The organism is Bifidobacterium sp. MSK.13.1 (assembly GCF_019131435.1).
In the GTDB taxonomy this organism is placed as follows: Bacteria; Actinomycetota; Actinomycetes; order Actinomycetales; family Bifidobacteriaceae; genus Bifidobacterium; species Bifidobacterium pseudocatenulatum.
This window is the reverse complement of the sequence record NZ_JAHOMM010000002.1, coordinates 40,629-53,781: the sequence shown is the minus strand read 5'-3', so window position 1 is coordinate 53,781 and position 13,153 is coordinate 40,629. Positions and strand designations below refer to the sequence as shown.

At 56.6% G+C, this 13,153-nt stretch carries 13 protein-coding genes; 2 read left to right on the top strand and 11 right to left on the bottom strand.

Features of this window, described 5'->3' with window-relative positions; translation table 11 throughout:
• Positions 1–36 precede the first annotated feature (36 nt).
• Positions 37–507, top strand: a complete 471-nt coding sequence (locus tag KSY55_RS02960) for a prepilin peptidase (RefSeq protein WP_033524009.1) — start codon at positions 37–39, stop codon at positions 505–507.
• A gap of 2 nt (positions 508–509) precedes the next feature.
• Here the strand turns inward: KSY55_RS02960 and mltG are convergent, their stop codons facing one another.
• The 6 genes from mltG to KSY55_RS02930 form a co-directional block, all read right to left on the bottom strand.
• Positions 510–1,694, bottom strand: coding sequence for an endolytic transglycosylase MltG (gene mltG / locus KSY55_RS02955; RefSeq protein ID WP_004221712.1), 1,185 nt, complete (start codon positions 1,692–1,694; stop codon positions 510–512).
• A complete protein-coding gene (gene ruvX, locus KSY55_RS02950; RefSeq protein WP_004221710.1) occupies positions 1,691–2,164 on the bottom strand; it encodes a Holliday junction resolvase RuvX in 474 nt (157 codons plus the stop codon). Before ruvX ends, mltG begins: the two co-directional genes overlap by 4 nt.
• Positions 2,165–2,174: 10 nt before the next feature.
• Positions 2,175–4,853 (bottom strand): alanine--tRNA ligase, encoded by a 2,679-nt coding sequence (alaS, locus tag KSY55_RS02945; RefSeq protein ID WP_065437860.1) that lies wholly within the window; start codon positions 4,851–4,853, stop codon positions 2,175–2,177.
• An 89-nt stretch (positions 4,854–4,942) separates the two neighbouring features.
• The gene (locus KSY55_RS02940; RefSeq protein ID WP_004221698.1) at positions 4,943–5,179 is read right to left on the bottom strand and encodes a hypothetical protein; all 237 of its coding nucleotides are present in this window, start codon (positions 5,177–5,179) and stop codon (positions 4,943–4,945) included.
• Positions 5,179–5,562 carry a DUF948 domain-containing protein gene (locus KSY55_RS02935; protein ID WP_022244770.1) on the bottom strand — a complete coding sequence of 128 codons (384 nt, stop codon included), beginning with the start codon at positions 5,560–5,562 and terminating at the stop codon, positions 5,179–5,181. Before KSY55_RS02935 ends, KSY55_RS02940 begins: the two co-directional genes overlap by 1 nt.
• A gap of 95 nt (positions 5,563–5,657) precedes the next feature.
• Entirely contained in the window at positions 5,658–6,332 is a 675-nt protein-coding gene (locus tag KSY55_RS02930; RefSeq protein WP_033524008.1) for a histidine phosphatase family protein, read from the bottom strand.
• Between the two features lie 53 nt (positions 6,333–6,385).
• Here KSY55_RS02930 and KSY55_RS02925 point away from each other — a divergent pair, with 53 nt between their 5' ends.
• Positions 6,386–6,751, top strand: coding sequence for a phage holin family protein (locus tag KSY55_RS02925; protein WP_033524093.1), 366 nt, complete (start codon positions 6,386–6,388; stop codon positions 6,749–6,751).
• 127 nt (positions 6,752–6,878) lie between these two features.
• Here the strand turns inward: KSY55_RS02925 and rpsD are convergent, their stop codons facing one another.
• From rpsD to KSY55_RS02900, 5 genes are all read right to left on the bottom strand, one after another.
• Complete coding sequence (rpsD, locus tag KSY55_RS02920; protein WP_004221688.1) at positions 6,879–7,505, bottom strand: 30S ribosomal protein S4; 627 nt, start codon at positions 7,503–7,505, stop codon at positions 6,879–6,881.
• Positions 7,506–7,783: 278 nt separating this feature from the next.
• The gene (locus KSY55_RS02915) at positions 7,784–8,623 is read right to left on the bottom strand and encodes an ABC transporter ATP-binding protein (protein WP_217749541.1); all 840 of its coding nucleotides are present in this window, start codon (positions 8,621–8,623) and stop codon (positions 7,784–7,786) included.
• A complete protein-coding gene (locus tag KSY55_RS02910) occupies positions 8,620–9,834 on the bottom strand; it encodes an ABC transporter permease (RefSeq protein ID WP_065441709.1) in 1,215 nt (404 codons plus the stop codon). Before KSY55_RS02910 ends, KSY55_RS02915 begins: the two co-directional genes overlap by 4 nt.
• 6 nt (positions 9,835–9,840) lie before the next feature.
• Positions 9,841–10,239, bottom strand: a complete 399-nt coding sequence (locus KSY55_RS02905) for a DUF4418 family protein (protein WP_004221683.1) — start codon at positions 10,237–10,239, stop codon at positions 9,841–9,843.
• A 120-nt stretch (positions 10,240–10,359) separates the two neighbouring features.
• Positions 10,360–13,017: an ATP-dependent helicase gene (locus KSY55_RS02900; RefSeq protein WP_051662164.1), complete on the bottom strand. Its 2,658-nt coding sequence runs from the start codon at positions 13,015–13,017 to the stop codon at positions 10,360–10,362.
• Positions 13,018–13,153 lie beyond the last annotated feature (136 nt).

The following is a 13,153-nucleotide window of genomic DNA, read 5'->3' as shown; positions in this document are numbered from 1 at the left end:
TTCTCACGAATGCAACTAGTGGACTATCTTAACGGTATGTGGTATATGATTTGCCTGCCAAGTCTGCTTTGTGGACTGGCCATTAGCGTTGAAGACATCCGTTCACGCCGCATTCCACGCGCCTGGATCGCCACCGGATGCACAGCGCAAATCATCGTAAACCTCATATACGCACTTTCCATCAACACTCTGTACCTGGCATTGCAGGCAATACTCTTCGCCGTACTGTCGGCCGTACTGCAATGCGCGCTCGCTTTGGTGAAACCTGGTTCATTGGGTTTTGGCGATGTCACCGCCACCTTGCTGATGGGATTGGCAGTCGGCATGTTCGGTCTGTTCGCCGTGGTGTTTTGGTGGCTTGCGATTGGTGTGGTCGGCTTGTTATGGCTCGTTTTGTGGACACGTTTCGATCCGCAGAAGCATACCGCATATGCCGGTAAAACGCCGTTCGCCCCAGCGCTTGTGGCAGCTGGGGCGATAGGCATTGCGATTGGCGTTTTATTCTGAGATCAGTTCGCGTTCTCGTTGTTGTTCTTGTACTCGTCGCGAATCTGCCAGAACTCATCTTCGGTTTCCACGAATTTCGTTTCGCCGGTCTGCAGGTTTGTGGTGACAAAGTACAGCCACTTGCCGTCCGGAGGATTGACGGCTGCTGTGATCGCGCCATCTCCAGGGTTGCTGATTGGCGTGGGCGGCAGTCCCTTGTGGATTCTGGTGTTGTACGCGTTGCTGTCATCGCCCAACTGGTCATCGGTCAACTGGCTTGCGGAAATACCAAGACCGTAGGCGACCGTGGTATCCATGCCGAGAGCCATATCGGCGTCAAGACGGTTGAGAATCACTCTTGCCACCTGGCCGTAGTATTTTTCGCTGCCGACTTCCGCCTCCGCGATGGATGCGATATTCAGGATGCGCTCACGTTCGCTGCCTGTAGGTACGCCCAAGGAATCGAGTTTGCTCACTCGCGCGTCGACCATTTCCTTGATGATGTCTTCCGCTGACTTGTTTTGCACATTGTAGCTGCCTGGTTCAAGCCATCCCTCGAATTTGCCGCCGGCCTCGTCAGGAAGGATTCCAGCACCGCCACCGTCCATCACGGCTTGGAACTGTGAAACATCCAAGCCGGACACACTCGCCGCATTTTCGATGACGTCCGACACACGTTCACCCGCACGCACTTCGGCAAAACCGCCGGCCTGGCTTTGGTCAGAAAGCACCTTGACCACATCGGACGCCCTCATATGCGTCCTCAATGCGTATGATCCCGGATACAACGTGGCGCCAGCTCCGCTTACTGCGGAAGTGAAGGCGGCTGCGGATTTGACGATTTTAGCTTTAACAAGGTTGTCCGCGATTTCCGCGGCTCCCTGCCCGGATTCCACGACAAACGTCACGCCTTTATCGCCTGGGCCCGTGTAATCCTCGATTTGGCTTTGAGAATTCGCTTCGTTCACGGCCTTCCAATGTTTCAGCGCGCGCACGCCGAAGAATCCGCCGACACCGATCAGCACGATCACCACCAGAGCGGCGATAATGGTGATATAGCGGCGACGACGCTTCTGCTCACGGTGACGACGCATGTCCTTACGTGATTTCGGTGGTTGCGGAGGCATTGCCGAAACGAAGGATGCATCATCCGACGAATTCACCCATTGCGCGTTATCGGAGAAAAAATCGTCGAGATTATCAGTCACAGGCCTCTCTCCTCTGGTCTCTCTCTTCGGTCGATGGCCGTCTGCAATATCACCACTGCAGACTGCTGGTCGACCATCGGACGGTGCTTTCGTCCACCGACCTGCGCATCGAATAGCTGATGATGTGCAGTCACCGTAGTTAGACGCTCATCCACCAATTCGATGGACGGCACTTCCTTTAGCGCATAGTTCTCATCATCTACTGCGACACGCAGTCTCTTCTCAAGATTAACAGTCCATCGCCGTGCTTTTTTCGCGCTTTTGCCTTCTTCTCCGCTTAGTAGCAACGGCAATCCGACTACCACATGGTCGACCGATTCGTCTTCGATGACGTCCACGACCTCGTCCAATGCACGGAACGAATCCCCGTAGACCTGAATATTGCCTGCGGGGTGTGCAAGAGTGATGCCAGGATCAGACAGTGCGAGTCCAACCCTGGCATCACCTAAATCAATGCCAAGCCAAACCATGCTTGGTGGTTCAGCCCTTCATGGCCTGATTGGCCAAAGCCTCAAGCGCCTCATTGATCTTGGTGGCATCCGCGCCGCCACCCTGGGCGAAGTCCGGCTTGCCGCCGCCACCACCGCCAAGGATCTTGGAAGCGCCACGAACCAAATCGCCGGCCTTGATACCCTGCTTGCGTGCAGCCTCGTTAGTGGCCACGGCAACCATAGGCTTGCCTTCCTCGTTCACACCGGCGAGAGCCACCACAACCGGGAATTCCTCACCAAGCTGTCCGCGCACATCCAGCACGGTCTTGCGCAGCGCGTCGAAAGAGCCGAAGTGCTCGACGTTCTTCGCTGCCACCTTGACCGGAGCCTGGGATGCCTTGGTTTCGGAAACCAAAGCAGGCACGGAAGCCGCAAGCTGGGATTCGTACATGGTCGCAAGACGACGGTCGGATTCCTTGAGCCTGGCAAGCAGTGCGTTCACACGGTCGGCAAGCTCGTCCGGACGGGCATTGACCATGTCGGAAAGCTGTGAGACCAGCGCATGCTCGCGAGCGTTGAACTCATAAGCGCTTTCGCCCACAACCGCATCGACACGACGCACGCCGGAGCCGATGGAGGCTTCGGACATGATGTTGATGGCACCGATCTTGCCCACATGGTCGATATGGGTACCACCACAAAGCTCACGGCTCCATCCATCTTCGCCGATGGAGACCACGCGCACGACGTCGCCATACTTCTCGCCGAACAGGTGCATGGCACCCAAGGCGATGGCGTCGTCGAACTTCATCTCCTGCGTGGTGACGGCAAGGTTTTCGCGCAGCTTCTCGTTGACACGCGCCTCGACGGAGTTCATCGCATCCTTGCTCGGGGCGCTGGACCATTGGAAGTCGAAACGCAAACGGTTCGGCGCGTCTTCAGAGCCGCGCTGGGTGGCCTGCGGGCCAAGCTCCTCACGCAGCGCCTTGTGCACCATGTGGGTCGCGGTATGCGCGCGGGCGATGGCACCGCGTCGGTCAAGGTCGATGTTGGCGTTGACTTCGGCGCCGACAACCAACGTGCCTTCGGTCAGGCGGCACTGGTGCACGATGAGGTCCTTGATCGGCTTCTGCACATCGTCGACTTCGAGCACAGCACCATCGTCGGAAAGGATCTCGCCCTGATCGGCGAGCTGGCCACCGGCCTGCGCATAGAACGGAGTGCGGTCGAGAATGACTTCGACGGTGGCCGGACCGGTGACTGCGGGGACGGAGCCCTTGCCTTCCTGCATGATGCCCAGCACCTTGGCGCGGGCGGACATGTCGGTGTAACCAAGGAAGTCGATGGGCTGGACCAGCGTCTTCTTGAAATCGTCATAGACCGACAGATCCACATTGTGACGCTTCTTCAGGGCATCTGCACGGGCACGGCTCTTCTGCTCGGCCATGAGCTCGCGGAACTTCGCCTCATCGACCTTGACGCCCTGATCGGCGGCCATTTCGAGGGTGATCTCAATCGGGAAGCCGTAGGTGTCGTGCAGCTTGAACGCATCTTCGCCGGAAACGGCGTCGGATCCGGATTCCTTGGCCTTGGCCACAGCGAGGTCGAAAATCTCGGTGCCGGATTCCAGCGTGCGACGGAACGCGTCCTCTTCACCATATGCGGCTTCGGACACATCGTGGAAGGTGTCGTTGAGTTCCGGATAGCTCGGCTCCATAGCTGCCTTGGAGGTCGGCAGCAGGGTCGGCATGACCGGATCGGTCACGCCGAGCTCGCGCATGGCCTTGACTGTGCGGCGAAGCAGTCGGCGCAGCACGTAGCCGCGACCGTTGTTGGACGGACGTACGCCATCGGACATGATCATCAATGCGGAACGCACATGGTCAGCCACGATGCGGAAACGCACATCCATGGCTTCGTCATCGCCATACGTGCGGCCGGACAGCTTCTGGGCGGCTTCGATGACCGGGAAGACCTCGTCGGTCTCATAGATGTTCTGCTTACCCTGCATCAGATAGGCAAGACGCTCCAAGCCGGCACCGGTATCGATGTTCTTGTTCTCGAGCTCGCCAACGATGTGCAGGTCGGTCTTGGACTTGACGTTGTCGACCTCGTAGTTTTCGAACACGAGATCCCAGATTTCGATGTAACGGTTCTCGTCGGCGATCGGGCCGCCTTCCACACCGTATTCAGGTCCGCGATCCACGTAGATCTCGGAGCACGGACCGCCAGGGCCAGGGCCGCCGGTGGTCCAGAAGTTGTCCTCCATGCCCATGATCTGGATGTGTTCGGGGTCAACGCCCTCGTTCTTCCACATTGAACGGGCTTCCTCGTCGTCGGTGAAGGTGGTCATCCACAGCTTCTCCGGATCGAAGCCGTAGCCGCCCTTGTCTTGCGGGGTGGTCAGCAGCTCATACGCATAGTGGATGGCTTCTTCCTTGAAGTAATCACCAAAGGAGAAATTGCCCAGCATCTGGAAGAACGTGCCGTGACGGGTGGTTTTGCCGACCTCGTCGATGTCCAAGGTACGCACGCACTTCTGATTGGATGCCATGCGGCTCTTCGGCGGAGTCTGCTCGCCCATGAGGTACGGGATGAACGGGACCATGCCTGCGATGGTGAACAGGGTGGTCGGGTTTGGAGAGATCAGCGATGCCGAAGGCACGATAAGATGGCCGTGCTTTTCGAAATAATCAAGATAGCGCTTCGCGATTTCAGAAGTGCGCATATGAGATTAAGCTCCTTTTTTGCTGAAAGGCCTAGTGCCTTTCAAACGAATTCGTGATTGTTGTCCGAACGTACGTTACGGGAATAAGATCAGCTGATCTTATCCGCGTATTTGGTATTAAGTTCAGCCTCGCGGGCTCGACGCGTTTCGTTGAACTCATTGAACAAACCTTCAAGGGTACGCACGGCGACATGATCTTGATCCGGCCCGAACAGAAATTGTCGAGCCGCATCAGGGGTGTTGGCCTTGACGTACGCCTGTGCTTTGGTCACTGCCACCGCACCGATGCCCACACCAATGGAGATCCAGAAGAGACGCTTGAACATCACTCCCCCTTGTTATTGCTGTTGACGTTCTTCTTGTTCATGAAGGACTGCGCGGTGGTTTTCAGGGCATATGCAGCGGAAGCAACCTTGATAACCGGCTTGCCCAAGAAGGATCCATACAGATCGGTCAGGGCGCTGACATTATTGGCGGTTGTGGAAGCCGCTGCGGAAATCTTGTTGACGTCTTCCAGCGACTTGTTGACCTGCTGCACCGTGGTCACACTCTCATCAAGCGCAGGAATCGCATGATCTCCCGTTTCTTTGACTGTCTCGGCGAGCTGGTCGAACAGTTTGCCGAGACGAATCAACGGGTAGATCATGAAACCGGCAAGAATCGCGAAAGCGATTGCCGCAATCAGACCGGCGATTTCTCCAACACCCATCTTGTACCTCTTTTCAGTCCCACGGTTGCCCGCGAACACAACACGCGCATAACAGTAGTAAAAAGCCCAGACCTAAGGCAAGTTTCGTCCGCCGGTCACTGGTTATACGATACGACGGTTACCGCTTCAGCGATAGGCTTACTGGTGTCGAAATCGAGCGTGGTGACCGATCCGTTCGCAGGGCGTTCGCTGAGGTCATAGCCTTCCGGCGCGAAACGGTGCATAAGGCTCAGCAGCGTGTTGCCGTGGGAAATCTGCAACACGTCATCACTGTCCCTCAGCGCAGGATTCGAAGCGATCAGCGCGAATCCCTCCTCGACTCTCGACCAATATTCCACGTCGGACTCGGCATCGTGGAATGGATCCGCTTCCTTAAGGAAGTCGCGGGTCGCACCAAGACCGAACTTTGCGACGATGTCGTTGTAGTTCTTCGCACCGTGCGGCCCTCCCGCGGCGGTCCACGCCACGCCCATATCCTGGCCTTCGAAATAGCCGTAGAACTGTTCGCGGAAATGCATGTCACTGACCAGTTGGGGGCGGGTGTGTCCTGCGGCCTCATTCACGTCGAGGATGCGCTGGGCTGTCATTTGCGCACGCGTGGTGTCGGAGCAATATGCCGCGGCAAAATCGAACTCCTTCAGTTTGTTTGCGGCTTTGTCTGCGTCGGCGATGCCAGATTCCGTCAATGGAGAATTAGACCAGCCCTGCAACCTGTTATATCGGTTGAAAAACGTCTGCCCGTGTCGGACAAGATGAAGATGAAGCAACATGGGTTCCATGCTACCCTCACGGTTTGAGCAAATCCGTGCTATACGATGTTGTTATGGGTCATTTTATTTCACGTTGGCTAATTCTTACCGTCGCGGCGGGCGTTATGGTTGCGGTTCTGCCCGGCATGCACGCCATTGGCGAGCCCCCTGTGCTTGGCATCGCGGCGTTCGCCTTGTTCATGGCGCTTATCAATGCTTCCATAAAGCCGATTATCCATGTCATAGCGTTGCCGTTCTCGATTATTTCGTTCGGACTGGTCGCACTGGTGATCAATTGGCTGTTCATGCAGCTTGCGTCATGGTTGGCGCTGTCGTTTTTCTCTGTGGGCGTCACTATTGACGGATTCGCATGGTCTGTGCTTGGCTCACTTGTTATGACGATTGTGAGCGGCATAGTAGGCGGCATCATCGGCGACTGAAGGCTTCCCGCTGCTTAAAAAGGCCGCACATGCGCTTGAGATAGCGAAGAGCCTCGCAATCCTGACGATTGCGAGGCTCTTGCTGTATGTCCTTATACTGTATGTTCTTACAGTATGTAGATCCAGATCAGCGGGCGTAGAATTCGACCACGTACTGGATGTTGACCTGCACCGGGATTTCCTCGGCTTCAGGCTTGCGAGTCAGGGTGGCCTTCAGGGAAGGCAGGTTGACGTCCAGATAGCCCGGAACCGGCGGCAGCACATCGCGGTGAGTGCCTTCGGCCGCAATCTGGAACGGAACCATGGTCTGGCTCTTGGCCTTGACCTGAATGGTCTGGCCAGGCTTGACGCGATAGGACGGGCGGTCGACGATGTTGCCGTCAACGAGGATGTGGCGGTGAACCACGAACTGACGTGCCTGAGCGGTGGTGCGGGCGAAGCCTGCACGCAGGACCAGGGCGTCGAGACGGGTCTCGAGATCGATCAGCATGGCGTTACCGGTCTGGCCGGCGGTGTGGGTGCCCTTCTCGTAAGCGGCGCGAAGCTGCTTCTCAGAGATGCCATACTGAGCGCGAAGACGCTGCTTTTCGCGCAGACGCACTGCGTAATCGGACTCAGTGCGACGGCGGGTGCGGCCGTGCTCACCCGGAGCGTACGGACGCTTTTCGAAGATGCGCTGAGCCTTAGGGGTCAGAGCGATGCCGAGGGCGCGGGAAAGGCGCACCTGACGGCGAGAACGCTGAACGTTCGTCATTGGTTTAATCCTTTGTTTGTTCTGTCGTTGTCTGAACGGAGCGCACACCGGTTTCCGATATGCGCTGAGCCAGCCTCTCCAGTGCTTCTTCGTGCATGCGCACGAACGACTTGAACACGTGCCGTAAACAGCTCGTATCGGTCGCCGACCCACTGATGGGCTAAGACTCCAGACGGTATGCTCCCTTGCGGGCGCACACCAATCGTTAATAATACACATGAGGGCGGGACGAGCTCGTCGTTTCGCCCTCTTCGGCATGTCATGCCATCATGGCGCCGCTATGCTTCAGCCAGCACTCCCCTGTCCATGCGATAGATTCGATCCACATACGTCAAGGCATCCGGATCATGGGTGACCATCAACACTGCGGTGCCGTCGTGCGCCACTTCCTGCAGCAGCCGCATGACGATGGCAGTGCTTTCGGCATCCAGATCTCCGGTGGGTTCGTCCGCTATCAGAAGTTTCGGACCATTCATCAGAGCTCGCGCTATGCTGACGCGTCTCATTTCGCCGCCGGAAAGCTCTTTCGGGTAGCATTCCGCCAAATCGTCGACCTGCAGTCGGCGCAGCAATGCGTGCGCACGTTCCATGGCATGGCCCTGAACGGGATCGTTGTGTGCTTTCGATACCGGAGCCGCCGCGATGACGTCCGGAAGTCCGTCGTCAACCGTCTGTTCGGAAGATGCGTCGGATACGGTTTCTTCCACTGATTTCGCATCAGACGAATCCGCAGGTATCTCAACATCGCGCTGCGCCGTTTTGCCGTTGCACAGCACGGAAGGAAGAATCACATTGTCGAGTGCCGTGAGATTCGGCAGCAATGTCTGGCTTTGCGTGACGAATCCGACGATCCGATTGCGTACGACTGACATTTGTTTGTCGTTCAACCGCGTCACGTCATTGCCGTCCAAGTCGATAGAGCCCGATGTGGGTTTCAGCAGTCCGGTGATGAGATTCAACAATGTGCTTTTGCCATTGCCCGAGCGGCCGACGATCGCCACGAACTCGCCTTGGTCCAGCCTGAAATCCACATGGTCCACGGCTGCGAACGGTTTGCCGCGACGGGTGAACTCGCGAGTGAGCTCTTGTACTTCGAGAACCGTGTTTTCCGCCATCATTCACCTTCTCTCAAAGTCAGATAGGTTTCGGGAGCGGAAAGTTTCACCGCCGTCGCCACGGAGGCGAGCAGTCCGGTAAGCACCGCGAACACGAAACTCACTGCGATCAATGCCAACACATTCCACATGTTGGTTTGCAGATACGGCAACTGCAGCTGCCGTCCGATAAGCGTGCTGAACGGGAAAATCGCCAGCGACGCGACCGCAATGCCTATCACACCGCCCAAAGCTCCGATCATGGCCGATTCCTTCACGATGATGCCGACCAAAGTGGAACGATTGGCACCAAGAATGCGATACGCGGCGAATTCACGTTTGCGTTCGTTCATGGCGGACGAGAACACAGCAAGCAGCACGATCAGCCCCATGACCCAGAACACCGCGACGAAAAGGGTCACGTAGCGAATGATCACGTTCAGATTGGATTTCGTTGTGGCTGTGATGCCCCCCGGATATACGTATCCGAGGCTTTTGATTCCTGTTGTTTTGGTGATGTTCGAAGCGACCTGCTGGGCGGAGTAACCGTCCTTGACCTTGATGAGCACGGCGGAAACGGCTTTGTCGGCATATTCTTCCGGAATGGCGGCATGCCCCACCTTGGCGGAATATCCGACCACGTCGGGAACGGTCTGCATGTTCACGAACACGGAATCGTCGAGCGACGTGCCGGTATTGGCGAGTTGCGCCGCCACGGGGAATTCGTGCCCATAGAGTTTGACCGTGTTGTTGCCCGACACGCTGATGCTGGCTCCTGCAACGATCTGGCCGCGCTGGAGCGTGCCGTCGAACTGCGATGCGATCCAAGGGGTGATCACGAAGTCGGTATCGGGGTTGAATCCGATGATCTGGACTTTCTCGTCGCAGCATGCGGCGGCCAACGATGAGATATATGTTTGTTCCGTGATTTCGTCGATGCCGTCGGCTTTTGCCACTTCGTCGGTGATCTCGTTGGTGAAGTAGAACGTGCTTGCCGATCCGTTGGTCAGCAACGCTTCGGCTTCGTTTTTGGTGTTTTGCGGCGTGACCATGAGATCGGCGCCCATACGTTCCTGCATGCTGTTCAAGCCGGCTTCAAGGTTCATGGACAGCAGTGAACCACCATAGAAGGCCACGGTAAGCATGGCGACGACGATGGTGAGCGCCGCGGTACGAAACGGTTTGCGTTTGAGATTGACCAGGGGCAACCCGCCAAGGGTGATGTGTTGCGTCATATTGGGTCAGGCGCGCTTCGCCGGCTTGAGATCGAGATATGCTGCGATTGCCGCAAGTACAGCCAGCAGCACGCCGAGCACGATCAGCGTCGGCAAGGTGACCATATGGCAGCGCATCATGGCACCCTTGCACACGCCGATGAGCACGGTCGGCACGGCGATGGTCAGCACGCCGAGCACCGCATTGGCGAGGTCAAGACCGGCGCGGGTCTGATCGGATACGAACAGGCCGACAATGCCAAGCGCCACGATCACGATGCCGATGCCGAGCGCGGCCTGAGCCGTGTAATGACATGCCATCGGCGTTTCTTTGACCGCGCATACGTGAGCGAAGGTCTGCGGCGCGATGGCGATCAAGATGCCGAGCACGATCTGCGAAATGCCTGCGTACAGTTTCTTATTCATAGCTTCCTCTCAAAAAAAGACAAACACCGCCGATTATTGCAGGGTCTTTTTGAAAAAGAAAGTCTTGTTTTTTCCTCCTTTTCGTGCTACAGAGGAGATTTCATCCGTTCTTCATCTCCGTCATAGCATTTCAATGGGTGCCATACGCAACAGCAGACGCTTGACCTCACCATTGCCAAAATCAACGGTAATGACCGAATTCATGCCCTTGTCCTGCGTTTCAATGACCGTACCCAACCCGAAATGATCATGCGTAAGCTTGTCGCCGACATGCACGTCTGCAATGTTCAGATCATTATGGCTACCGGCCGGGCTTGCGGATGAGGATTTGGTTAAATCCACAGGCTTGTTTTTCGGCTTGACACGTCGCGTGGTGACCTTGCCCGATTTCCCTCCTGACTTGCCGGAGCCATACGAACCATACGAGCCGTATGAGGAACCGGTTCCCGATCCTCCGCACGAGCGCCGGGATGTGGAACCATACGAGGATGATGAGCCCTGCGTAGCCGGGCCGCCGTACTGCGAGCGCCCTGCCCCATATGAAGACGATCCGTATGAGGAACGAGACCACCGCGAGCCGGAACCGTATGAGGAACCATAATCCGACTTTCCATACGAGGAACCGCCGAATGACATCGATCCGAAATCGTCATCATCGTCCCAGCCGCCGAACTCGTCGTCGTCATCCTGCCAGCTGGCACGCATGCGTTCGGCGCCGGCTTCGCGTCTTTTCCAATCAATCAGTTCGTCTGGAATCTCATCGAGGAACTGACTGGGCATCATGTCGCTGGCTTGCCCCCATTGCGCGCGTACGGCCGCGCGTGTCACATACAGGCGTCGCTTCGCGCGAGTGATGCCCACGTAGGCGAGACGGCGCTCCTCTGCCAGTTCGCTGGTGTCTTCCATGGCACGCTGGTGTGGGAATGTGCCTTGCTCCATGCCGGTCAGGAACACATACGGGTATTCCAGACCCTTTGCGGTATGCAGGGTCATCATCGTCACCTTGCCGAAATCTTCGTTCTCCCCTGGCAATTGGTCGGAATCGGCCACCAACGCGGTGGTTTCCAAAAATCCCGCCAATGTGGCGTCTGGCGTGTTCTGCTCGAATTCCGCCGCCACTGATTGCAGCTGGGAAAGATTATCGACGCGGGAAGCGTCCTGCGGATCCTCGGAGCGCTGCAGCTCTTCCAAAATCCCACTCTTGGCAAGCACTTCGGCAACCACTTCGGATGGCTTCGTGTCATGGTCCTTCGCAAAAGCCGCAAGCTCATGCATCATGTCTCGGAACGCACTCAACGGTTTCGTCGTGCGCGTGGACATGCCTTCGATCTGTTCCATATGTTCGATCGCTTCGAAAAAAGTGGTGCCATGGGCATCAGCATACGAGGCAACGAGTCCTTCCGCACGAACGCCCAGTCCGCGCTTCGGCACATTGAGGATACGTCGAACGTTCACATTGTCCGCAGGATTCACGATGGCCTGCAAATACGCGAGCGCATCCTTGATTTCCCTGCGTTCGTAGAATTTGGTGCCGCCGACGAGCTGATACGGCAGGTTGGCATTGATCATGGCCTCTTCGAGCGAGCGTGATTGCGCGTTGGCTCGATACATGATGGCGATGTCGCGATACGCCACGCCTTCCTCGTTGTGGATTCGTGCGATTTCGTTGGCGATCCATCCGGCTTCCTGTTGCGCGTTGTCGGCCGCGTATCCGACGATTTTGTCGCCTTCGCCAAGTGCCGTCCACAGTTTTTTCGGCTTACGATTTTCATTTCTTGCGATCACCGCATTGGCTGCGTCGAGAATGGTCTGCGTCGAACGATAATTCTGTTCGAGCATGATGGTTTTCGCGTTAGGGAAATCCTGCTCGAAATCCTGAATATTACGAATATCCGCGCCTCGGAACGCATAAATCGACTGGTCGGAATCGCCCACCACCGTAATCCAAGACGGTCCGACACGGCCTGCCCCTCGCATATGTGGATCGGGCTGTTCTCCCGAATCAATGCCGGAAAGCTCACGTACGAGCACATATTGCGCATGGTTGGTGTCCTGATACTCGTCCACGAAAATATAACGGAACTTATGCCGGTAATATTCGCTCACCTGTGGGCAACGCTGGAACAATTCGACGGTGCGCATGATCAGATCGTCAAAATCCACGGCATTCGCCATGGCCAGACGGTACTGGTACTCCGCATACATCACGGCGACCAGCTCGTCGACGTCGCCGGCCGAAACCTGATATCCGCGCTGGCCGGGCTTGTAGTCGCAGTTCACGCTTTTCAGCTGGTCCTGCCATGAAATCAACGAATTCTTGCAATCCGAGATCTTGCCCAATAGCATGCGCGGCGTATACCGCTTCGTATCGATGTTCAAATCGCCGCTGATGAGCTTGACCAAGCGTTCGCAATCAGCCGTGTCATAAATGGAAAATCCTGAGGTAAGACCGATTTCCTTGCCGTCACGTCGGAGGATGCGCACGCACGCGGAATGGAAGGTGGAGATCCACATGTGTTCGGCTTCAGGCCCTACGAGGGACGCAAGGCGTTCGCGCATTTCGGCCGCGGCCTTGTTCGTAAAGGTGATGGCGAGAATGCTGCTCGCCCAAAAACCATGTGCCAGCAGCCATGCGATGCGTCTGGTGAGCACGCGGGTCTTACCGGATCCGGCACCAGCTCCGATGAGCAGGGCTTGTCCGTAGTACTTCACCGCTTCCATTTGCTGCGGATTGAGGTCCTTGATCAGACTTTGCGGATCGCACAGGACTGGTCCCATATTCTGCTCCACCGGTTCCTCTTTCCATGAAGATTCGAAGTCGATTACTGCGAAATTCATGTCTATCACACATGCAGGTCAGCGCAACACTCGCATGGTCAATTGACGCGCGTATGCTGAACGTTTATATGCGGTT